We start from the raw sequence: 21,806 nt of genomic DNA, 5'->3' as shown, positions 1-21,806 counted from the left end.
CCGTCTTTTCGCCGCTGAAGCGCCTCCTACAATCCGCATTTATTGCCGTGCGGGGTGCAAAGGCCGTTGTCGCGTCTTCCCGGATTTCATCCGGGCTACAGCCTTGCATGTCGCGTACGAGCGGCTTCAGCCGCGATTACCTGGGGTCAGCCAGCCACTGCGGAATCCGCCGCTCCAGGTAGTACACCGGCTTACGCGGGCTGCCTTCGACGAAGCCGACATGCCCGCCCTTGGCGTGCAGCTCGAACTCCGTACCAGCGGCGAGCTCGCTGGCCTCGGGCAGGCTATGGCGGAAGATGAAGGGATCATCCTCGGCCTGAATGATCAGCGTGCGCGTGCGGATCTCACCCAGGTAGAAGCGGCTGGAGGCGCGCCGGTAATAGTCGTGGGCATCGGCAAAACCGTGCAGTGGCGCGGTGAAACGCCCGTCGAAGTCCCAGAAGGTACGCATGCCGTCCAGTGGCCCCAGACGCTCCAGCACCGATAGCGACTCGCTCCGGCCCTGCTCGCTGAACAGGCGCTGCTTGTTGTTCACGTAGGCCACCAGTTCGCGCATGAAATGCGCCTGGTACAGCCGCGAGAAGCCCAGGCCGATACGGTCGGCGCACTGATCCAGACGAAACGGCACCGACACCGCCACCGCGCCCTGTAGCTGACTCTGCGCGCCGCTTTCGCCGAGGTACTTGAGCAGCACGTTGCCACCCAGCGAATAGCCGACGGCATACAGCGGCGCCATTGGCCGTTGCGCGCGCAGGTGCACCACCACCGAGGCCAGATCCTCGCTTACGCCAGAGTGGTAGCCGCGCGGCAGCAGGTTGGGCTCGCCCGAGCAGCCACGCCAGTTCAGCGCCACGCTGGCCCAGCCGCGCGCAGCCAGGGCCTGCTGTAGGCCTAGCACATAGAGCGAGCTGGAGCTGCCGGTCAGGCCGTGCAGTACCAGCACCAGCGGTGCCAGGGCATCGTGCGGGCCATGCCAGTCGAGGTCGAGGAAGTCGCCATCGTCCAGCCACAGCCGTTCGCGCTGGCGCTCCAGCTGCGGCGGTTTGCGGCAGAACGGGTTCCACAGGGTCTGCAGATGCGGGCCGGGAAGCCACCAGGCGGGTTTGAAGGGGAGGGTCATGGGTGTTGTCTAGCTGACTATTGTATGAGCGAGCCCTGCTCGCGAAGTTTTGTGCCGGCGCGATTCGCGAGCAGAGCTCGCTCCTACAGGCGTAGCCCGGATGCAATCCGGGAGCGATTTCATCCGGGCTAAGTTGGCTCCTGCGGCTAATTTCTTTGCCACAGCGCGTAATGCACCTGGCCGGTGTGTTTCTCGCGGTGCAGGCGCCAGTTGCCCGGCAGGCCCAGGGTCGAGGGTGCGGTCTCGCTTTCGGTGTACACCCAGGCGTCATCGGCCAGCCAGCCCTGCGTTTCCAGCAGGTTGCAGGCGCCTTGCAGCAGATCCTTGTGAAACGGCGGGTCGAGCAGGACGATATCGAAGCGGCGTGGCGCCGGGCGTGCCAGCAGTTGCAGGGCGTCGCCCAACTGGATTTCGCCGTTGCTGCACTGCAGCGTCGCCAGGTGCCCGCGCAGCGAGGCCACCGAGGCCGGGTTGAGATCGCAGGCCAGGCCGCTGGCGGCGCCGCGCGACAGTGCTTCGAGCAGCAATGCACCGCTGCCGGCGAAAGGGTCGAGCACGTGGGCGCCTTCGACATAGGGCGCCAGCCAGTTGAACAGCGTCTCGCGTACCCGATCCGGGGTCGGGCGCAGGCCCGGCCCGTCGGGGAAGGCGAAGCGTCGTGAACGCCACTCGCCACCGATGATGCGCAACTGGCCCTGGCCGCCGTGGGCCTTGCCCGCGGCGGGTTTCTGCGGAGTGCGACCACGCATCAGTGCGGCACCGTGCTGGCGCGTTCGGCCGGGCGCTCGGTGGGCGGTGGCAGCTCTTTCTGCGGCACCGTCGGACCGGCGGTGACCACCACCATGGCTTCGGGATCGAGGTGCTTGGCCATCGCCGCCTTGACTTGCTCGGTGGTCAGGCTCTGCACGTCGCTCATGAAGTCGTCGAGGTAGCTCAGCGGCAGGTCATAGAAACCCATCGACGCCAGTTGCCCGACGATATCGGCGTTGCTCGCGGTGGACAGCGGGAAACTGCCGGCCAGTTCGCGCTTGGCGCTATCCAGCTCCTGCTGGGTGGGGCCGTCACGCAGGTAGTCGGCGAGCAGTTGCTTGACCAGTGCCAGGGTGCCTTCGCTCAGCTCGGCACGGGTCTGCAGGTTGATCATGAAAGGGCCACGTGTCTGCATGGCGCTGAAGCCGGAGTAGACGCCGTAGGTCAGGCCGCGTTTCTCGCGCACTTCGCTCATCAGGCGGGTGCCGAAGCCGCCGCCACCGAAGATCTGGTTGCCCAGGTACAGCGCGGCGTAGTCCGGATCACGCCGGTCGATGCCGAGCTGGGCGAGCATCAGATGGGTCTGGTTGGACGGATATTCGATATGGCGGGTGCCCGGCTTGGGCGTCTGCGGCTGGGCGATCTTGGCCAGCGCCGGCCCCTGCGGCAGGGCGGCCGATACCTGGCTGGCGATGGCTTCGGCCTCGGCGCGCGTCAGGTCGCCGATCAGCGCGATCACCGTGTTGCCGGCGGCATAGGCGCGGGCGTGGAAGGCCTGCAGTTGCTGGCGGGTGATCGCCGGGATTGATTGCGCCGTACCGTCGCTCGGGTGAGCGTAGGGATGCTGGCCGTACAGGCGTTCGAACAGCTCCAGGCTGGCCAGCTTGCCCGGGTTCTGCTTCTGGAACTCGAAGCCGGCCAGCAACTGGTTCTTGATCCGCGCCAGCGAATCCGCGGGGAAGGTGGGTTTGCCAAGGACATCCGCGAACAGTGCCAGCGCCGGCTCGCGTTGCTCCGGCGCGCTCAGGCTGCGCAGGCTGGCCACGGCCATGTCGCGATAGGCGCCGTTGCCGAACTCGGCGCCGAGGCCCTCGAAGCCAGCCGCAATGGCGCCGACATCCTTGCCCGGTACGCCTTCGTTGAGCATGGCATTGGTCAGGGTGGCCAGGCCCGGCACGCCGCCGTCCTGGCTGCTGCCGGCGGCGAATGTCAGGCGCAGGTCGAACATCGGCAGCTCGTGGGCTTCGACGAACAGCACCTTGGCGCCTTGCTCGGTGTGCCAGGTCTGGATATCCAGGGTACGACGGCTGGGTGCCTGGTCATCGAGCTCGGCCAGCGATTGCAGCTTGGCACCATCGCCCGTCGGTGCGTGACTGGGGACGAGGCTGCAGGCGCCCAGCACCAGGGCGGTGGACAGCGCCAGGCCGAGCAGGCCCAAACGGCGGTGCTCAGTCTTCATGATGGAACTCCTGGTTACGGGACGCTTCGGGCAGGACATGGGCGACGCTCAGGCGGTCGCGGACGAAGAAGGTGCGGGCAGCCTGCTGGATATCGGCCGGGGTGACGGCCTGCAGTTCGGTCAATTCCTGGTCGATCAGCTTCCACGACAGGCCGACGGTTTCCAGTTGGCCGATGCTGGTGGCCTGGCTGGTGATCGAGTCACGCTCGAACACCAGGCCGGCGATGACCTGGGCGCGTACGCGCGCCAGTTCGGCGGTCGAGGGCGGGGTTTTCTTCAGATCTTCCAGCTCGCGCCAAAGGCCGGCTTCGGCTTGCTCCAGGGTCTTGCCCTTCTGCACGTTGGGTGTGGCGGTGAGGACGAACAGGCTGTCGCCACGGGTGAAGGCGTTGTACCAGGCGCTGGCGCCGGACACGAGTTCCTGCTCGCGTTCCAGATGGCTGGACAGGCGTGCGCTATAGCCGCCATCGAGCAGGGCAGCAGCCAGGCGCAGGGCGTAGACCTGGCGCGGCGTTTTGGTGGTGGCCAGCCCCGGCACGTTGAAGCCCATCAGCAGGCTCGGCAACTGCGTCTTGAGGTGCAGCGTGAGGCGTCGTTCACCTGCGGCGGGCAACTCCAGCGGCAGCTTGGCGGTGGGCACCTCGCGGCGTTCGATGGCGCCGAAATAACGCTGGGCAAGGGTTTTCACCTCGTCGGCGCTGACGTCGCCGACCACCACCAGCGTGGCGTTGTTCGGCGCGTACCATTTCTTGTACCAGGCGCGCAGCTCATCGATGTGCATGCGCTCGAGGTCGGCCATCCAGCCGATGGTGGGGATGCTGTAGCCGCTGGCCGGATAGGCCATGGCCTTGAACTGCTCGAAGGCCTTGGACGAAGGGCGATCATCGGTGCGCAGGCGGCGTTCCTCCTTGATCACCTCGATTTCCTTGTCGAATTCGGCTGCCGGCAGTTGCAGGCTGGCCAGGCGGTCGGCCTCCAGCTCCAGCGCAACCAGCAGGCGGTCGCTGGCCAGTACCTGGTAATAGGCGGTGTAGTCGTCGCTGGTGAAGGCGTTCTCTTCTGCACCCAGTTGGCGCAGCACCTCCGAGGCTTCGCCCGGGCCGAGCTTGGCGCTGCCCTTGAACATCATGTGTTCCAGGGCGTGGGACAGGCCGGTGGAGCCGGGTGTCTCGTAGCTGGAACCGACCTTGTACCAGAGCTGGGAGACCACCACCGGAGCGCGATGATCCTCACGGACGATGACCTTCAGGCCATTGTCCAGGGTGAATTCGTGAGTGGGTTGTGCAGGGGAGGCGAACGCCGCCAGTGGCAGGCAAAGCACCCCCAGGATCAGGCCGAGGGGACGGCGTGCAGAGACAATCATCAGGTGTCGTCCTGTTGGATGGCGCGAGGCGGTAGAGCCGCCGTTGACGAGAGGGCGTCAGGATACCCCATCCATGCGACGAGGCACCGCCCGTCGTTCCGACATCGGCGCAAAGCTTTAGGTTCTGTGTGCTGGTGAAGCCGGCTCAGTCGATCAGTGGCGCGTTGATCGTGGTTACGCTCGCCGCCAGCTCCAGCAACAGGCCGTTGACCTGTTCCGCGCTCATGCTGAAGGGATCCAGGCGATCGCTGCAGGAGTACTTCAGGAACAGCTCCCGGTTGGCTTGCTTGGCGCCGGCCCAGCCCATGCTCCAATTGGCATGGCGGCGTACGCTGATTTCCTCGTAGTCGAGAATCGTCAGATCCTTGTGGCGATTATCCTCGGCCAGCCGGTTGTACAAGGCATTGATCGCCGCTCGCGGCCCCTCCAGGGCTTGGAGAAAGGTGTCGGCGTTGCAGCACAGGATGCCGGTGAGGCCGCTGGCTGGGTTGTTGCGACGGGAACTGTCGAGAATTTCGCGGATCAGCTGCGAAGAAATGCCATGGCTGGCACGGCTGGCGTAGGTAAGGCGTACGAGCATATCGGTGATCCTGAAAAGGCTGGCTTGAGAAATAACTTCGACAATTCTGCCTCTGTTTGTACAGTTTTTGTATAGGTATTTGATGGCGCGGTTTGTCGCGCTTTTCGGGCTCGTGATCACGATGGCCTGCGCCTGATCAACGGCAGGTCGCAGGCAGGCGGCGACGCTGCGCGGCGGCGCTCTAAAGTGGTAAAGTCTCGGGTTGTTTCTTACAGCCCAGGCCCTTTTGCGTATCCGTGCGGGCGCAGTTCAAGGACGCGCCTGGCAAGCGAATTTTTCTGAGTGCGGTCAGTGGCTCCTGCTGCTTGCGCTGATCGCTCGCCCCTTTGAGATGACCCATGTTTGGTTCCAAAGACGACAAGAATCCACCGGCCGAGCCCGGTACCCAGGCTCAGCCTGTGAGTGAAGAGAAGAAATCCCTGTTCAGTTGGTGGCGCAAGAAGCCTGCAGAGGCCGCTGCTCAACCCGTTCAGCCGGAAACTGCGCCTGTCGATTCGCCCGAACCTGCAGCGGCGCCTGCCGAAGCGCCGGCAGATCAGCCTGCTGTAGCGTCTGCCGCTGAGCAGCAGGTTGCCGCTCCCGCTCCTGTTGCGGCGCCGGTGGTGGCCGAGCCGCCGCCAGTAATGCCCGAGCCTGTCGCCGCACCGGCGCCGGCACCGACCGCTCCCGTCGTGGCACCGGCCACTCAGGAAAAACCGAGCTTCTTCGCCCGCCTCAAGCAGGGCTTGTCCAAGACCAGCGCCAGCCTCGGCGAGGGCATGGCCAGCCTGTTCCTCGGCAAGAAGGCCATCGACGACGACCTGCTCGATGACCTGGAAACCCGCCTGCTGACCGCCGACGTCGGCGTCGAGGCGACCACCACGATCATCGGCAACCTGACCAAGCGCGTGGCGCGTAAGGAGCTGGCCGACAGCGGCGCGCTGTACAAGGCGCTGCAGGAAGAGTTGGTGACCCTGCTCAAACCGGTCGAACAGCCGCTGGTGATCGACAGCGCCAAGCAGCCCTACGTGATCCTGGTCGTGGGTGTGAACGGCGTGGGCAAGACCACCACCATCGGCAAGCTGGCCAAGAAGCTGCAACTCGATGGCAAGAAGGTCATGCTGGCTGCCGGCGACACCTTCCGCGCCGCTGCCGTGGAGCAGCTGCAGGTCTGGGGCGAGCGCAACAACATCGCGGTGATTGCCCAGCACACGGGCGCCGATTCGGCTTCGGTGATCTTCGATGCGGTGCAGGCCGCCAAGTCGCGCGGCGTCGATGTGCTGATCGCCGATACCGCCGGCCGCCTGCACACCAAAGACAACCTGATGGAAGAGTTGAAGAAGGTGCGCCGGGTGATCGGCAAGCTGGATGAGACGGCGCCGCATGAAGTGCTGCTGGTGCTCGATGCCGGCACCGGGCAGAACGCGATCAATCAGGCCAAACAGTTCAACCAGACGGTGAACCTCACCGGCCTGGCGCTGACCAAGCTCGATGGCACCGCCAAGGGCGGTGTCATCTTCGCCCTGGCCAAGCAGTTCGGCCTGCCGATTCGCTATATCGGTGTGGGCGAGGGCATCGACGACCTGCGTCCGTTCGAGGCGCAGGCGTTCGTCCAGGCACTCTTCGAGGAGCGTGAGCGCGGATGATCCGATTCGAGCAGGTCGCCAAGCGTTACCCCAATGGCCATGTCGGGCTGCACGAACTGAGCTTTCGCGTTCGCCCTGGCGAATTTCTCTTCGTCACCGGCCACTCCGGCGCTGGCAAGAGCACCTTGCTGCGCCTGCTGCTGGCCATGGAGCGCCCCACCAGCGGCAAGCTGATGCTGGCCGGGCATGACCTGTCGACCATCACCAATGCGCAGATTCCCTTCCTGCGCCGGCAGATTGGCGTGGTGTTCCAGAATCACCAGTTGCTGTTCGATCGCACGGTGTTCGACAACGTCGCCCTGCCGCTGCAGATCCTTGGCCTGTCCAAGCCGGAGATCGCCAAGCGCGTCGGTGCCGCGCTGGAGCGCGTGGCGCTGTCGGACAAGGCCGCGCAGGCGCCTGGCGACCTGTCCACCGGGCAGCAGCAGCGCGTCGGCATTGCCCGCGCCATCGTCCATCGTCCCGCTCTGCTGTTGGCCGACGAACCCACCGGTAACCTCGACCCGCGTCTGGCAGCCGAGATCATGGGCGTGTTCGAGGACATCAATCAGTTGGGCACCACGGTGCTGATTGCCAGCCACGACCTGGCACTGATCGCGCGCATGCGCCACCGCATGCTCACCCTGCAACGTGGTCGCCTGATCGGCGACGGAGAGGCGGCCTGATGAGCGCGTCGAAGATGCCACCACCGCAGCCGGCCGAACGTGTCGGCGCGGCACCGCGCAACAAGGTCGCCGATCGTCCGGCGGATGAGCCAGATTTCCGCACGCTGTTCCACGCCTGGCTGGAAAGCCACCGCGCCAGTCTGGTCGATAGCCTGCGGCGCCTGGCCCGCCAGCCCATCGGCAGCTTCTTCACCTGCTGGGTGATGGCCGTGGCCCTGAGTCTGCCGATGGGTCTGTCGCTGCTGCTGGACAACGTCGAGAAGCTCGGCGGCTCCTGGCAGCGTGCGGCGCAGATTTCCCTGTTCCTCGACATGTCGGCCGGCGATCGTGAGGGTCAGGCTCTGCGCGAGCAGATCAAGGCGCTGGATGATGTCGCCGACGCCGAGTGGATCAGCCGTGAGCAGGCGCTCGAGGAGTTCCAGCAGCTTTCCGGGCTGGGTCGGGCGCTCAAGGAATTACCGGAGAACCCGCTGCCCGGGGTGGTGCTGGTGACGCCCAAGGAAGTCGACAAGGCCAAGCTGGAAGCCTTGCGCCAGCGTCTGGCCGAGCTGCCCAAGGTGGAGCAGGCGCAGCTCGATCTGGTCTGGGTCGAACGTCTGACCGCCATCCTCAAGCTGGGTGACCGCTTCGTCTTCGGTCTCAGCGTGCTGCTGATCCTGGCGCTGCTGCTGGTGATCGGCAACACCATCCGCCTGCATATCGAGAACCGCCGCGCCGAGATCGAGGTGATCAAGCTGGTCGGTGGCACCGATGGTTACGTGCGCCGCCCATTCCTTTATATGGGCGCGCTCTATGGTTTTGGCGCGGGTATCTTCGCTTGGCTGCTGCTGGCTTTCGGGCTGGATTGGCTGAACGATGCTGTAGTACGTTTGGCCGGCTTGTACGGTAGCGATTTCGCCCTGAGTGGCGTACCTTCGTCCGACGGTTTTTCGCTGCTGCTCGGCGCCGTGCTGTTGGGCTATATTGGCGCCTGGCTGGCGGTGGCGCGCCATCTCAATGAGCTGGCGCCGCGTTGAGGCCTTGCCTGGCAAGGCTGAACGCAAGCTGACAAGCTATTGTTTTGGTTGATATTGACTATCTGGGCAGGAACTTATCCACAGGCTCTGCATCAGATAGCGCAGTGCTACACTGCACGAGTTTCGTGAATCGGAGGATTCGAATGTCCACTTCCTTGCAACCTGTTCATGCTCTTGTTCCAGGCGCCAACCTGGAAGCTTACGTGCATGCGGTCAACAGCATCCCGCTGCTGACGCCCGAGCAGGAGCGTGAACTGGCCGAAAATCTCTACTATCAGCAGGATCTCGAGGCCGCCCGCCAGATGGTGCTGGCTCACCTGCGTTTCGTGGTGCATATCGCCCGCAGCTACTCGGGCTATGGCCTGGCCCAGTCTGATCTGATCCAGGAAGGCAACGTCGGCCTGATGAAAGCGGTCAAGCGCTTCAACCCGGAAATGGGTGTGCGTCTGGTCTCCTTCGCCGTGCACTGGATTCGCGCGGAAATCCACGAGTTCATCCTGAAGAACTGGCGCATCGTCAAGGTGGCTACCACCAAGGCGCAGCGCAAACTCTTCTTCAACCTGCGCAGCCAGAAGAAGCGTCTGGCCTGGCTGAACAATGACGAAGTGACCGCCGTGGCCGAAAGTCTGGGCGTGGAGCCGCACGAAGTGCGCGAGATGGAGAGCCGCCTGACCGGTCAGGACATGGCCTTCGACCCGGCCGCCGATGCCGATGATGACAGCGCCTTCCTGTCGCCCGCGCATTACCTGGAAGACCACCGCTACGACCCGGCTCGCCAGCTCGAGGATGCCGATTGGAGCGACAGTTCCAGCAGCAACCTGCATGAAGCGCTGGAAAGCCTCGATGAGCGCAGCCGCGACATTCTCTACCAGCGCTGGCTGGCCGAGGAGAAGGCGACGCTGCATGACCTGGCCGCCAAGTACAACGTTTCGGCCGAGCGTATCCGTCAGCTCGAGAAGAACGCGATGAACAAGCTCAAGGGCTGTATTGCCGCCTGAGTTCCTCGCCAACGAAAAAGCCGCACCCAGGTGCGGCTTTTTCATGTCTGCGAATCGGCTGCTTCGGTTTGCCTAGAGCCAGCGCGGCCAGCCATCCGGGCGACGTGACTCGAGTTGGTCGAGGTAGTGGCTGCCGCCCAGTTGACGAATCTGCTGACGAATCCAGCTTGCCCGGCGAGCGATATAACCCGTCGGATGACCCGCACTCCAGCGCAGTGGATTGGGCAGTACCGCGGCCAGTTGGCTGGCTTGCCGCGTATTCAGGTAGGGCGCACCGACCCCGAAGTGATAGCGTGCGGCAGCCTCGGCGCCGAAGATGCCGTCGCCCCATTCCACACTGTTGAGATACACCTCGAGGATGCGCTCCTTCGACCAGAGCAACTCGATCAGTGCGGTGAACCAGGCCTCCAGGCCCTTGCGCAGCCAACTGCGGCCCGACCAGAGGAACAGGTTCTTCGCCACCTGCTGGCTGAGCGTGCTGGCGCCGCGTAGTGAACCGCCATTCTGGTTGTGCGCCAGTGCTGCCTGGATGGCGCCGATGTCGAAGCCCCAGTGCTCGGCGAACTTCTGATCTTCACCCGCGATCACCGCCATCTTCAGGTCGTCCGGCAGTTCGTTCCACGGGCGCCATTGACGCTTGAGCTCCAGGCTTTTTCCGTCATTCCAGGCTTCGATCTTGCGTTCGATCATCAGCGCCGTGCCGGGTGGGGGTACCCAGCGCAGGACGAGCACCAGCGCGGCGCTGGCCAGCATGAACCAGAGCAGCAGTTTGAGGAGGCGGCGGGTCAGGGAACGAAACATGGCGGCTATTAAACCAGATGGTCGGCCCAAGCGCGGGCGGTGAGCGCGAATTTATTCCCGCCTTGGAGCATTAATGGGGCTGTGACAACGCTGCTTACTGCTTCGCACGCGGCAGGGGGTAAACTGCTCGGCATCGTTTCGCTCTTTCGGAGGTTGCATGGCTCGTCTCTGGCTGCTGTTGTCCGCCTTTGCCGGTTTTACCGGCGTTGCCCTCGGTGCCTTTGCCGCGCATGGCCTGAAGAATCGGCTGACGCCTGAATACCTGGCGATCTTCCAGACCGGTACGCACTACCAGTTGATCCATGCGTTGGCCCTGTTCGGCGTTGGCCTCTTGGCGTTGCACGTGCCGGGACGGTTGCCGAACATCGCCGGCGCGGCTTTTGCCATCGGCATTCTGTTGTTCTCCGGCAGCCTCTACCTGCTGACCCTCAGTGGTATCAGCAAGCTCGGCATCATCACGCCGTTCGGCGGTGTTGCCTTCCTCGTCGGTTGGCTGTGTTTGGGCTTGGCCGCCTGGAAGCTGACCTGACTCTGGCGTCAAGGATGAAGACCAATGGCGCCTTTTAGCCTTGGTCACTGGCAGCTCTCGGGCTAGAATGCCGGCCCTCTCCCTAGTTGTGACCGACCCGTCATGCGTATTCAGTTGAACGGCGAACCCTTCGAGCTACCCGACGGCCAGAGCGTCGCGGATCTGCTGGTGCGCCTCGACCTGACCGGGCGCCGCGTGGCGGTCGAACTCAATCTGGACATCGTTCCGCGCAGCCAGCATGCCACCACCCGCCTCGCCGAGGGCGATCGCGTGGAGGTGGTACACGCCATCGGCGGCGGTTGAACGACCGCCGACACCGTTTCACGACCGCGACGGGGTGGCGAGCCGACAGCCGTGCCCCACGATCCGAGGAGTACTCATGAGCCAAGTTCGCAACGACAAGCCCTTCACCCTGGCCGGTCGCACGTTCCAGTCGCGCCTGCTGGTCGGTACCGGCAAGTACAAGGATATGGACGAAACCCGTGACGCCATCGCCGCCTCGGGTGCCGAGATCGTCACCGTGGCCGTGCGCCGTACCAACATCGGGCAGAACCCCGGCGAGCCGAACCTGCTCGACGTGATCAGCCCGGACAAGTACACCATCCTGCCCAACACCGCCGGCTGCTACGACGCCGCCGATGCCGTGCGTACCTGCCGCCTGGCCCGCGAGCTGCTCGACGGGCACAACCTGGTCAAGCTGGAAGTGCTGGCCGACCAGAAGACCCTGTTCCCCAACGTCATCGAAACCATCAAGGCCGCCGAGATCCTGGTCAAGGATGGCTTCGACGTGATGGTGTACACCAGCGACGACCCGATCATCGCCCGCCAGTTGGCCGAAATCGGTTGCATCGCGGTGATGCCGCTGGCCGGCCTGATCGGCTCGGGCCTGGGCATCTGCAACCCGTACAACCTGCGCATCATCCTCGAAGAGGCGAAGGTGCCGGTGCTGGTCGATGCCGGCGTGGGCACTGCCTCCGATGCCACCATCGCCATGGAGCTGGGCTGCGAGGCGGTGCTGCTCAACAGTGCCATCGCCCATGCACAGGATCCGATCCTCATGGCTCGCGCGATGAAGCATGCGGTCGAGGCTGGGCGCCTGGCCTACCTTGCCGGCCGCATGCCGAAGAAACTCTATGCCAGCGCGTCTTCCCCGCTGGATGGTCTGATCAAGTAACGATGCGATTTGCTGCGGGCCGCTTCGCCGGCCCGTCATGTCGCAAAGCACTCTACAAGAGCACAGCATGACTGACACCCAACAGCCCGAACTGACCGAAGACGGTCGCCAGCGCCGTACCATCAAGAGCTTCGTGATGCGCGCCGGGCGCATGACCGAAGGCCAGCAGCGCGGTCTCGACAAGGGCTGGCCGCTGTTCGGCCTGGATCTGGCTGACGGCCTGCGCGACTTCGATCAGGTGTTCGGTCGCAGCGCGCCGCGCACCTTCGAGATCGGTTTCGGCATGGGCCATTCCACCCTGGAGATGGCCGCGGCAGCGCCCGAGCAGGATTTCATTGGCGTCGAGGTGCACAAGCCCGGCGTCGGGGCCTTGCTCAACGGTGCGATGGCGCAGAACCTGAGCAACCTGCGCGTCTACAGCTGCGATGCGCTGGAAGTGCTGCGCGACTGCGTGGCCGACGCCAGCCTCGATCGCGTGCTGCTGTTCTTCCCCGACCCCTGGCACAAGGCGCGTCACCACAAGCGGCGCATCGTCCAACCAGCCTTCGCCGAGCTGGTGCGCAGCAAGCTGAAGATCGGTGGCGTGCTGCACATGGCCACCGATTGGGAGAATTACGCCGAGCACATGCTCGAGGTAATGAATGCTGCGCCGGGCTATCGCAACCTGGCCGCCGATGGCACCTATGTGCCGCGTCCCGAAGAACGCCCGGTGACCAAGTTCGAGCGCCGTGGCGAACGCCTGGGGCATGGCGTTTGGGATCTTAAGTTCCAGCGCGAAGCATGAGCGAAACCGCACGGTGCCATATCGTGCGGGCAAGTGGCAGAATCGCAGACTAGATCGGGCTCACCCGACGGCCAGGATGGCACCTCACCGCAATACACAACAATAAAGCTCGTCCCCGAGGGTGAGCGCACAGACAGCCGCGCGAGCATTTCAGGCGTGGCGAGGAGAGCATTGTGTTGAGATCGGTTTCCCTTCTGCTATTGGGGGCTTTGACGCTGCAGGCCCAGGCCAGGGTCGACGCAGACCAGGCCGAGCGTCTCGGTCGGGATCTGACGCCGCTGGGCGGCGAGATGGCTGGCAATGCCACCGGCACCATTCCGGCCTGGACAGGTGGGCTGGCCAAGCCTCCGGCAGGTTATGAGCCGGGCATGCACCACCCGGATCCCTTTGCCGCCGACCAGTTGCTCTATCGGGTCGACAGCCAGAACCTGGCGAAGTACGAGCCGTTGCTGTCGCCCGGTATGAAGACCCTGCTGGAGCAGAATCCCAGCTTCTACCTGCGAGTGTTCCCCACTCGCCGCAGCGCCGCTGCGCCTCAGCGCATCTACGACGCCACACGATTCAATGCCCTCAACACTGAATTGATCTCCGGCGGTAATGGCGTGCAGGGCGCTGCGGCGGGCGTACCGTTCCCGCTGCCGCAGAACGGCCAGGAGGCCATCTGGAACCATGTCATGCGCTACCGCGGCGAACAGATCAGCATGGTCACCAACCAGGCTGCCGTGCTCGCCAATGGCAGCTACAACCTGCTCAAGCTGGAGCGCGAGGTATATTTCCTCTACGGGCGCGAAGGCGTGACGCCGAAGGATCTGGACAACACCCTTTTCTACTACAAGTACCGGGTGGTGGCGCCGGCGCGGCTCGCCGGCTCGGCCCTGGTGGTGCAGGAAACCCTCGACCAGGTACTGTCGATCCGCAAGGCCTGGCGTTTCAACCGCGGCGAGCGCCGCGTGCGCCGTCTGCCGATGCTTGCCTATGACAGCCTGCAGCCCGATACCAATGGCATGGCCACGGCCGATCAGGTCGATTCCTACAACGGCGCGCCGGATCGTTACGAGTGGCAGCTTCTGGGCAAGCGCGAGATGCTCGTGCCCTATAACAGCTATGCGGTGCACCAGGAGGGCATCCCCTACGGCGATATCCTGCAGGCCAAGCACCTCAATCCCGAGCTGCTGCGCTACGAACTGCACCGGGTCTGGGTCGTCGAGGCATCGCTGCGCAAGGGCTTCAGCCATCCCTACGCCAAGCGCCGCTTCTATCTTGACGAGGACAGCTGGCAGATCCTTGCCGTCGACCTGTACGACAAGAGCGGAGGCCTGATCGGGCTGCAGGAAGCGCATCCGATCAGCTACTACGAGGTACCGATGTTCGGCTCCACGCTGGAAACCATCTACGACCTCAAGGGCGGCCGCTATTTCGTCGATGGCCTGGACAACAACGAGCCGATGTACGACTTCAACGCCAAGTTGACGCCTCGTGATTTCACTCCGCAGGCGTTGCGTCGCGAGGGTAACTGAGGCGTGATTGAGCCCGCGCATCCGCCGGCTGGCGGGTGCGCGGGCTGGGCCGGCAGCCGTCAGGAGTGAGTCATTTCAAGGAGGTCATCGGCGATGGACGTCAGGTTGCATCTCTTCGGGGCATCCGGTTCCGGAACCACGACGCTGGCGCGTGCGCTGGCCGAAAAACATGGCTGGCTGCATCTGGATACTGACGACTTCTATTGGTTACCCAGCGAGCCACCCTATCAGCACAAGCGCACGCCGCCCGAACGTATCGAACTGATCCGCGAATGTGCTGCACAGGCACCCAGCTGGGTACTGAGCGGCTCGCTGTGCAGTTGGGGAGAGGCCTTGATCCCCTCGTTCAGTCATGCCGTTTTTCTACGCCTGGACGATGCCGAGCGTATGCGCCGCTTGCGCCAGCGTGAGGTGCAGCGCTATGGCGCGCGCATCGAGCCTGGCGGTGACATGCATGCGCAAAGCCAGGCTTTCCTGGCCTGGGCGACGGGTTACGAACAGGGTGGCCTGCAGACTCGCAGTCTGCGCATGCACGAAGCCTGGATCGAGCGGCAGTTGAATTGCCCACTGCTGCGCCTGGACTCGACACATGCCACGGCTGCCCAATTGGTTGAGCAGGTCGTGGCATGGCTGCGCCAGTGACGGGCGTCTAGTTGCGGTCGGCCAGAATGCCGATCACCGCGAAGATCAGGATCAGCACCGGGGCCAGGGTGTAGTTGTTGAATTGCGCCAGACCCTTGGCCAGCCAGGGGGTGAGAAAGACCATGGCCAGGCCGTAGCCCACCGCGCAGAACACCACGAACAGCAAGGTGCGCAGGACGAAGTTGAGGTTACCGATGGTGCGTTGTACCCAGGCGTTGATGGCCGGCCCGAACAGCACCAGCAGAGTGGCCATGATGGCCAGGGAAATGTCGCCGAGGTGGCTGCGGCTCCAGCGCGAAAGGGTGACGATCAGGTCCAGTAGCAGATCCATTCAGGCTCCTTCAGTGCGGCGCGGCGTGAGCGATGACCGCGCGGATCAAGCGCGGTAGCCTACCGGAATCCTTGCCTGCTGTGGGTGAACTCGCAAGCCATTGAAAAACTACCTGCGTTGTCATTGCTGCGTTAAAAACAGGCTCAAAATGCTCATTTACAGCTCGTAAACTCCGCTTTTTCGCCTGTTTTTGCCTTGCACTGACTGCCTCGCCTACGTTTTTCAACGACCTGCTAGGCCAGGAACAGCTGCAGCAGATCGTTGAGAAACAGCTGGCCTTTGGCCGTTGCGACCAGGCGCGTAGCGTCGGCCTGCAGCAGGCCTAGGCGCTCGGCCTCGCGGCGCGCTACGTCGAGCTGCGCGAGCGATAGACCGGTACGCTGGGCGAACAGTTCAGCGGGCGCGCCGTCGGTCAGGCGCAGCACGTTCATCAGGAACTCGAAGGGCAATTCGTCGGCATCGAGCCGGCGTTCGCCAGCCTGATAAGCCTTGCCCGGATCCAGATAGTCTTTGGGCAGGCGCGTCTTCCAGGTGCGCAGGATGCGTCCGTCCTGCGTACTCAGCTTGGCGTGGGCGCCGGCGCCGATGCCGAGAAAATCGCCGAACGTCCAGTAGTTGAGGTTATGCCGGGCCTGCTTGCCAGGCCGTGCATAGGCGGATACTTCGTATTGCACATAGCCTTCGGCGGCGAGCAGCGCCTGGCCGGCTTCCTGGATGTCCCAGAGCAGATCGTCCTCGGGCAATTCCGGCGGCTGGCTCCAGAACACCGTATTCGGCTCCATGGTCAGCTGGTACCAGGACAGGTGCGTCGGTGCCTGGGCAATGGCGGTGCGCAGGTCGAACAGGGCGTCCTCGATGCTCTGTTCGGGCAGGCCGTGCATCAGGTCGAGGTTGAAGTTGTCGAAGCCGGCGGCGCGGGCCATATCGGCTGCGCGGATGGCTTCGTCACCATTGTGGATGCGCCCCAGCGCCTTGAGTTTGGCCTCCTGAAAGCTCTGCACGCCAATCGACAGACGATTGATGCCGAGGCTGCGATAACCCTTGAACTTGGCCTGCTCGAAGGTGCCAGGGTTGGCTTCCAGGGTGATCTCGATATCCGGCGCGAAAGCGATTCGCTGCTCGACACCTTCCAGCAGGCGCCCCAGTGCACGATCGGAAAACAGGCTGGGGGTGCCGCCGCCGAAGAAGATCGAGGTCAGTGGCCGGCCGTGCGCATGGTGCAGATCGCTATCGAGATCGGCCAGCAGTGCATCGACGTACTCCTCTTCCGGCAGCGTCGGCCCGGCGGCGTGGGAGTTGAAGTCGCAATAGGGACATTTGCGCACGCACCACGGAATATGGATGTAGAGCGCGAGGGGCGGGAGCAGGAAGCTCCCGCCAATGTTGTCGCTCATGCCAGCCCCAGACGCTGCTTGAGCAGGGCCATGGCGCGGGCGCGATGGCTGAGGCGGTTTTTCTGCTCGGCGGGCAGCTCGGCGCTGGAGCACTGGGTTTCCGGCACCCAGAACAGCGGGTCGTAGCCGAAGCCGTGTTCACCGCGTGCCTCGTGCAGGATGCTGCCGTGCCACAGGCCTTCGCAGAGAATCGGCAACGGGTCGTCAGCATGCCGTACCAGGGCTAGGGCGCAGACGAACTGGGCGCCGCGCTCGGCGTCTGGCGCGTCTTTCAGGGCAGCGAGCAACTTGGCGTTGTTCGCCGCGTCGCCCTGGCCGTCGGCATAGCGTGCCGAGTAGATACCCGGTGCGCCACCGAGGAAGTCCACCGCCAGGCCGGAGTCGTCAGCCAGTGCCGGCAGGCCGGAGATGCGCGCGGCGTTGCGCGCCTTGAGGATGGCGTTCTCGACGAAGGACAGTCCGGTTTCTTCCGGTTCGACCTGGCTGAATTCGCCAATCGAGCGCACGCGCACGGCGTCGCCGAGCATGGCCTGTAGCTCCTTGAGCTTGCCAGCGTTGTGGCTGGCCAGTACCAGTTCCTTGAAGTCGATCATGCGGATATTGCCTGTCAGTTGAACAGTGAATTACAGACTCTGTAGGAGCGGCGCCCCGCCGCGAACCAAGGTGGCCGCACCCTGCAAGCTTCGCCCCGGGGCGAGGCTTCTACGCAAAGCCGCTGGCAGCACCTTTGGGATTATTCGTCCGGGAAGATTTCCTGGTTGAAGGTGATGCGGTGCGACTCGTCACCCTGGCGCACGTCGAGGGTGAAGGTCATGACTTCGCGGTTGTTGAACGGGAATTGCGCCACGTAATAGATGGCGCCGCTCTCGCTGATCTGGCGGAAGGTCAGCGGCGTATTCTGGCCCAGCAGGTTCTTCACCTGGCCACTGACCTGTGCGGTGCTGGCCTTGCCAGCCTTGAGCACGGCGACGTTGACCACGCCCTGAGTCTTGCTACGTGCGAGCCCGGCGGCGGCGGCGATATCCGGCTGCAGGAAGCTGGAGTTGAACACGCTGTAGTGCACGTCGAGGTCGCCAAAGCTCTGCTTACGCTCGGCGGCGGCCGGTAGGGCCATGCACAGGGCGATCAGGAAGGGGATGATGCGACGCATGATGTTCTCCTCGTTCAGACCGCGACACGATGACCGGCCAGGCCTGCCGCACTGATGCGGTAGATGCCGATCTCGCCCAGCAGGTTGGGCCAGATGCGGCTGGCGATGCCGTGGCGATGGTCGCGGTCCACCGCCAGGCGTTCTTCCACGCGGGCACCTTGAGCATGGCACAGGCGCTCGAAGTCCTCGAAGGTGCAGAAGTGGATGTTCGGCGTGTTGTACCAGGTGTAGGGCAAAAAGTCCGAAACCGGCATGCGACCTTTTGTCGTCAGGTACCAGCGGCAGCGCCAGTGGCCGAAGTTGGGGAAGGTGATGATGCAGGTCTTGCCGACGCGCAGCATCTCGGCCAGCACCTTGTCCGGGTAATGCAGTGCCTGCAGCGACTGGGTCATGACCACCACGTCGAAACTGTCGCTGGCGAAATTGCCCAGGCCCAGATCGAGGTTCTGCTCGATGACGTTGACGCCGCGCTCGATGCACAGGGCGATCTTGTCCGGGTCGATTTCCAGGCCGTAACCGGCCACCTGCTTGTTGTCGCGCAGCCAGGCCAGCAGTTCGCCGTCGCCGCAGCCCAGGTCGAGCACACGGCTGCCCGGGGCGACCCATTCCTGGATGATGTCCAGATCCGCTCGCATGCTCATACCTCGATTCGCTTCATGTAGCTGCCGAACGCCTGCAGGTAGCGCGGGATCGGCATGAGGAAGGCGTCGTGGCCCTGTGGTGCGTCGATCTCCAGGTAGCAGATGTTCTTCTTCGCCGCCGTCAGGGCGTCGACGATTTCCCGCGAGCGGGCCGGGGAGAAGCGCCAGTCGGTGGTGAAGGACATGACGCAGAAGTCCGCCTGAGCCACGGCCAGGGTCTTGGCCAGGTCGCCGTCATGGGTGGCGGCCGGGTCGAAGTAGTCCAGCGCCTTGGTCATCAGCAGGTAGGTGTTGGCGTCAAAACGCCCGGAGAACTCCTCGCCCTGATAGCGCAGGTAGCTTTCCACCTGGAACTCGACGCTGTGGAAGTCGTAGTTGAGCTTCTCGCTCTTTAGGCCACGACCGAATTTCTCGCCCATGGCGTCATCGGACAGATAGGTGATGTGGCCGACCATGCGCGCCAGCATCAGGCCGCGCTTGGGGATCACGCCCTGCTCGATGAAGTGCCCGCCGTGAAACTCCGGGTCGGTGAGAATCGCCTGACGCGCCACTTCGTTGAAGGCGATGTTCTGTGCCGACAGCTTGGGTGCCGAGGCGATGGCCAGGCAGTGACGCACGCGCTCGGGGTAACTGATGGTCCATTGCAGCGCCTGCATGCCACCGAGGCTGCCACCGACCACTGCCGCCCATTGCCGGACGCCAAGAACATCGGCCAGGCGCGCCTGACTGTTGACCCAGTCTTCGACCGTCATCACCGGGAAGTCGGCGCCGTAAGGCTTGCCGGTGGCGGGGTTGGCGCTGCCGGGGCCGGTGGAGCCGTTGCAGCCGCCGAGGTTGTTGAGGCTGACAACAAAGAACTTGCGTGTATCGATAGGTTTGCCGGGGCCGATGCAACTGTCCCACCAGCCGGGCTTGCGGTCTTCCGCGCTGTGATAGCCGGCGGCGTGATGATGGCCGGACAGCGCGTGGCAGATCAGCACGGCATTGGAGCAGTTGGCATTCAGCTCGCCATAGGTTTCGACGACCAGTTCGTACTCGGCCAGGCTGCGCCCGCAGGCCAGCGCGAGCGGCTCGCTGAAGCGAAATACCTGGGGGCTGACCAGGCCAACGGAATCTTCGGGAAAGGCAGTAGGCATGGAGGCGCTGCTAACGAATCGGAGGAGGGCGCCAGTCTAAAGAGCACCGACCCCAGCGGCAAGCGAGCGCTCTGCTCTCCCCTCTCCCGCTTGCGGGAGAGGGGGCATAGCGTGCGTGAGCTTAGGATTTAGAGGCTGCGAGGGCGTGCCGCCACCGGCAAACTGACCACCTTGCTTTGGCGCTGTACCGGTGCCGGGCGGCGCAGAACGCGCAGCATCTCGGCAGCCTGGGCCAGTTGCTGCTCCAGCTCTTCCTGATAGCGCGCCAGTTGCACGCTGCGTTTGCGTGATTGCTGGGTTTCCTGGGCCAGGGCCTTGAGGCGCAGCATGTGGCTTTCCAGCATCTGCTTGTGTTCCAGGGTGTTCTGCATCAGCGGCATCAGGGCCTCGGCTGCCCACTGCTCGGCATCCTGGCGCACGCGCTGGTGCAGGCCGATGGCCTCCTGCGCGAGGGTGGCGAAGAAGCGTCGGGTGAGGCTGCGCTGTTCGGTGAGCAGGGTTTTCAGGTGCAGGCGGAATTGATCGCCCTTGCTCTGCAGTTGGCGCAGTTCGCGCCAGTAGCGCTTGAGCTGGAACTGCGGCGCGTCGACGCCGCTAAGCGGGTTTTCCTCGTTGTGCCGCTGGTAGATGGCCGCGACCATCTTGTTGGCCATGTCGGCTTCATGCTGCAGGTTGTGCAGATCCTGTTCGACGGCCTGGAAGAACTGCACGATGGCCTGGTTGATGCCGAGCGTCGTCCAGCTACCGGTGAGGTTGCGGCGTACCTTCTCCAAGTGTTCCTGCAGACGCTCGGCCCGCACGGCGTAGCGCAGCAACTGCCCCTGGCGTTGCAACAGGCGCTGGTTGGTCTTCAGGCCGAGCAGGCGCTTATGGTGCAGGCTGTGGTCGTCCTTGGTCTTGGCGGTCAGCTCGAACAGCAACTGGCCGTTGTCCTGCTGGTGGTTGCCGAGCAGGGCGAGCTGCTCGCTGACCTTCTGCAGGCGCAGCCCCAGCACATGCTGGCTGTTGTTGAGCAGGGCCAGTACCTGGCGTACCACCTGCTCTTCGAGTAGGCGTTCCTTCTGCGCGACGATGCGTTCGCACAACAGGTTTTCCAGGTTGGCCATCTGGCTACGCGCCAGCAAGGCCTGGTCGCCACGCACCTTGGCCAGCAGTGCCTGCTTGGCCGAGAGCGGCAGGACATCTTCCTTGGCAAGGCCCAGTTGCTTGGCTGTGGCGCTCTGGATCTGGGCGATGGCGTTGTGCACGAAGGTCTCGCCAGCCAGGTCGTCCCAGAGCACGTCGATCTTGTTCAATACGGCGAACAGGGTGGTCTGGCTGTCTTCATCCAGTTGGCGGATGTGCTGCTGCCAGATGTTCATGTCGCTGGCCGTGACGCCCGTGTCGGCGGCGAGCAGGAAGATGATCGCCTGGGCGTTGGGCAGCATCGACAGGGTCAGCTCGGGTTCGCTGCCGAGGGCATTGAGGCCCGGAGTGTCGAGAATGCGTAGGCCCTGGCGCAGCAGGGGGTGATCGAAATTGACCATGGCATGGCGCCAGGCGGGCACCAGCACCTGGCCCCGCTTGCCGGCGCTTTCCAGCATGTCGGGGTCGAAGCCGAGCTGAATGGCCTGCTCCACCAGCATGACCTTGGTCTTGGCCACCTGGCCGAACGCCAGGGCCATGTTGTCCGGATCGCTGGCGTCCAGCGGGATGTTCACCCAATGCCGTGGAATGCGTTTGAACTGGGCGACGCTGGCCGAGGTGCTGCGGGTTTCGATGGGCAGCAGGCGGATGTAGGAGCGCTCCGAGCGCGGATCGAAGAACAGTTCGGTCGGACACATGGTGGTGCGCCCGGCCTGCGAGGGCAGCATGCGCTGGCCATATTCGGAGAAGAACAGGCTGTTGATCAGCTCGGTCTTGCCGCGCGAGAACTCGCCGACGAAGGCCAGGGTGATGTGGTCGATGCGCAAGAGCTTGAGCGCGCGCTCGAGCTTGGCGGCTACCGCATCGGAATTGAGTCGGTTGTGCTCCAGCCAACTGCGATAGCGGGTGATCTCGCGGATCAGCTCGCGCTTCCAGGCGACGTAGGCGTCGACCTGCTGGCTGAGACGTTCCATGCTCATCCTGGCTCTCCTTTCGGTCATGGTTA

Annotated in this window: 23 protein-coding genes; 10 read left to right on the top strand and 13 right to left on the bottom strand. The window is 64.1% G+C overall.

Annotation, left to right across the window (positions count from 1 at the left end; all coding sequences use genetic code 11):
* Positions 1 to 136 precede the first annotated feature (136 nt).
* The 5 genes from VC352_RS07055 to VC352_RS07035 all read right to left on the bottom strand — a co-directional run bounded on the left by VC352_RS07055 (position 137) and on the right by VC352_RS07035 (position 5,272).
* The gene (locus tag VC352_RS07055) at positions 137 to 1,120 is read right to left on the bottom strand and encodes a hydrolase (RefSeq protein WP_322978873.1); all 984 of its coding nucleotides are present in this window, start codon (positions 1,118 to 1,120) and stop codon (positions 137 to 139) included.
* A 146-nt stretch (positions 1,121 to 1,266) separates the two neighbouring features.
* Positions 1,267 to 1,869 (bottom strand): 16S rRNA (guanine(966)-N(2))-methyltransferase RsmD, encoded by a 603-nt coding sequence (gene rsmD / locus VC352_RS07050; protein ID WP_322978872.1) that lies wholly within the window; start codon positions 1,867 to 1,869, stop codon positions 1,267 to 1,269.
* Complete coding sequence (locus VC352_RS07045) at positions 1,869 to 3,329, bottom strand: pitrilysin family protein (protein WP_322978871.1); 1,461 nt, start codon at positions 3,327 to 3,329, stop codon at positions 1,869 to 1,871. Before VC352_RS07045 ends, rsmD begins: the two co-directional genes overlap by 1 nt.
* The gene (locus tag VC352_RS07040) at positions 3,319 to 4,692 is read right to left on the bottom strand and encodes a pitrilysin family protein (protein ID WP_322978870.1); all 1,374 of its coding nucleotides are present in this window, start codon (positions 4,690 to 4,692) and stop codon (positions 3,319 to 3,321) included. Before VC352_RS07040 ends, VC352_RS07045 begins: the two co-directional genes overlap by 11 nt.
* Positions 4,693 to 4,837: 145 nt before the next feature.
* Positions 4,838 to 5,272 (bottom strand): BLUF domain-containing protein, encoded by a 435-nt coding sequence (locus VC352_RS07035; protein ID WP_322978869.1) that lies wholly within the window; start codon positions 5,270 to 5,272, stop codon positions 4,838 to 4,840.
* Positions 5,273 to 5,610: 338 nt separating this feature from the next.
* On the opposite strand from VC352_RS07035, the gene ftsY reads away from it, so the two are divergent.
* The 4 genes from ftsY to rpoH all read left to right on the top strand — a co-directional run bounded on the left by ftsY (position 5,611) and on the right by rpoH (position 9,576).
* Positions 5,611 to 6,897, top strand: a complete 1,287-nt coding sequence (gene ftsY / locus VC352_RS07030; RefSeq protein WP_322978868.1) for a signal recognition particle-docking protein FtsY — start codon at positions 5,611 to 5,613, stop codon at positions 6,895 to 6,897.
* The gene (gene ftsE, locus VC352_RS07025) at positions 6,894 to 7,562 is read left to right on the top strand and encodes a cell division ATP-binding protein FtsE (protein ID WP_322978867.1); all 669 of its coding nucleotides are present in this window, start codon (positions 6,894 to 6,896) and stop codon (positions 7,560 to 7,562) included. Before ftsY ends, ftsE begins: the two co-directional genes overlap by 4 nt.
* Positions 7,562 to 8,578 (top strand): permease-like cell division protein FtsX, encoded by a 1,017-nt coding sequence (gene ftsX, locus VC352_RS07020; RefSeq protein WP_322978866.1) that lies wholly within the window; start codon positions 7,562 to 7,564, stop codon positions 8,576 to 8,578. The genes ftsE and ftsX overlap by 1 nt, the downstream gene beginning before the upstream one ends.
* A gap of 143 nt (positions 8,579 to 8,721) precedes the next feature.
* A complete protein-coding gene (rpoH, locus tag VC352_RS07015) occupies positions 8,722 to 9,576 on the top strand; it encodes an RNA polymerase sigma factor RpoH (protein ID WP_322978865.1) in 855 nt (284 codons plus the stop codon).
* 72 nt (positions 9,577 to 9,648) lie between these two features.
* Here rpoH and mtgA read toward each other — a convergent pair whose 3' ends face one another.
* Positions 9,649 to 10,377: a monofunctional biosynthetic peptidoglycan transglycosylase gene (gene mtgA, locus VC352_RS07010; protein ID WP_322978864.1), complete on the bottom strand. Its 729-nt coding sequence runs from the start codon at positions 10,375 to 10,377 to the stop codon at positions 9,649 to 9,651.
* Between the two features lie 157 nt (positions 10,378 to 10,534).
* Here mtgA and VC352_RS07005 point away from each other — a divergent pair, with 157 nt between their 5' ends.
* The 6 genes from VC352_RS07005 to VC352_RS06980 all read left to right on the top strand — a co-directional run bounded on the left by VC352_RS07005 (position 10,535) and on the right by VC352_RS06980 (position 15,023).
* Positions 10,535 to 10,906 (top strand): DUF423 domain-containing protein, encoded by a 372-nt coding sequence (locus VC352_RS07005; protein ID WP_322978863.1) that lies wholly within the window; start codon positions 10,535 to 10,537, stop codon positions 10,904 to 10,906.
* A gap of 102 nt (positions 10,907 to 11,008) precedes the next feature.
* Entirely contained in the window at positions 11,009 to 11,209 is a 201-nt protein-coding gene (gene thiS, locus VC352_RS07000; protein WP_322978862.1) for a sulfur carrier protein ThiS, read from the top strand.
* Positions 11,210 to 11,285: 76 nt separating this feature from the next.
* Positions 11,286 to 12,080, top strand: coding sequence for a thiazole synthase (locus VC352_RS06995; protein WP_322978861.1), 795 nt, complete (start codon positions 11,286 to 11,288; stop codon positions 12,078 to 12,080).
* Between the two features lie 67 nt (positions 12,081 to 12,147).
* On the top strand, positions 12,148 to 12,864 hold the full coding sequence (gene trmB / locus VC352_RS06990; protein ID WP_322978860.1) for a tRNA (guanosine(46)-N7)-methyltransferase TrmB: 717 nt from the start codon (positions 12,148 to 12,150) through the stop codon (positions 12,862 to 12,864).
* Between the two features lie 173 nt (positions 12,865 to 13,037).
* Positions 13,038 to 14,381 carry a DUF1329 domain-containing protein gene (locus tag VC352_RS06985; RefSeq protein WP_322978859.1) on the top strand — a complete coding sequence of 448 codons (1,344 nt, stop codon included), beginning with the start codon at positions 13,038 to 13,040 and terminating at the stop codon, positions 14,379 to 14,381.
* Between the two features lie 93 nt (positions 14,382 to 14,474).
* Positions 14,475 to 15,023 carry an AAA family ATPase gene (locus VC352_RS06980; protein WP_322978858.1) on the top strand — a complete coding sequence of 183 codons (549 nt, stop codon included), beginning with the start codon at positions 14,475 to 14,477 and terminating at the stop codon, positions 15,021 to 15,023.
* 7 nt (positions 15,024 to 15,030) lie between these two features.
* Here the strand turns inward: VC352_RS06980 and VC352_RS06975 are convergent, their stop codons facing one another.
* The 7 genes from VC352_RS06975 to VC352_RS06945 all read right to left on the bottom strand — a co-directional run bounded on the left by VC352_RS06975 (position 15,031) and on the right by VC352_RS06945 (position 21,780).
* Complete coding sequence (locus VC352_RS06975; RefSeq protein ID WP_322978857.1) at positions 15,031 to 15,354, bottom strand: DUF3392 domain-containing protein; 324 nt, start codon at positions 15,352 to 15,354, stop codon at positions 15,031 to 15,033.
* A 233-nt stretch (positions 15,355 to 15,587) separates the two neighbouring features.
* Entirely contained in the window at positions 15,588 to 16,748 is a 1,161-nt protein-coding gene (gene hemW / locus VC352_RS06970) for a radical SAM family heme chaperone HemW (RefSeq protein ID WP_322978856.1), read from the bottom strand.
* On the bottom strand, positions 16,745 to 17,341 hold the full coding sequence (gene rdgB / locus VC352_RS06965; RefSeq protein WP_322978855.1) for an RdgB/HAM1 family non-canonical purine NTP pyrophosphatase: 597 nt from the start codon (positions 17,339 to 17,341) through the stop codon (positions 16,745 to 16,747). The genes hemW and rdgB overlap by 4 nt, the downstream gene beginning before the upstream one ends.
* A 140-nt stretch (positions 17,342 to 17,481) precedes the next feature.
* Positions 17,482 to 17,898 (bottom strand): DUF4426 domain-containing protein, encoded by a 417-nt coding sequence (locus tag VC352_RS06960; RefSeq protein WP_322978854.1) that lies wholly within the window; start codon positions 17,896 to 17,898, stop codon positions 17,482 to 17,484.
* 14 nt (positions 17,899 to 17,912) lie between these two features.
* On the bottom strand, positions 17,913 to 18,533 hold the full coding sequence (gene metW / locus VC352_RS06955) for a methionine biosynthesis protein MetW (RefSeq protein WP_322979003.1): 621 nt from the start codon (positions 18,531 to 18,533) through the stop codon (positions 17,913 to 17,915).
* Positions 18,534 to 18,535: 2 nt separating this feature from the next.
* Positions 18,536 to 19,675 (bottom strand): homoserine O-succinyltransferase MetX, encoded by a 1,140-nt coding sequence (gene metX, locus VC352_RS06950; protein WP_322978853.1) that lies wholly within the window; start codon positions 19,673 to 19,675, stop codon positions 18,536 to 18,538.
* A gap of 128 nt (positions 19,676 to 19,803) precedes the next feature.
* Positions 19,804 to 21,780, bottom strand: a complete 1,977-nt coding sequence (locus tag VC352_RS06945; protein ID WP_322978852.1) for a dynamin-like GTPase family protein — start codon at positions 21,778 to 21,780, stop codon at positions 19,804 to 19,806.
* Positions 21,781 to 21,806: the final 26 nt, after the last annotated feature.

Origin of the sequence: Pseudomonas sp. C11 (assembly GCF_034683865.1) — a bacterium.
Taxonomy (GTDB): Bacteria; Pseudomonadota; Gammaproteobacteria; order Pseudomonadales; family Pseudomonadaceae; genus Aquipseudomonas.
The sequence above is the reverse complement of the archived record's forward strand: the minus strand, read 5'-3'. Positions and strand labels throughout refer to the sequence as shown.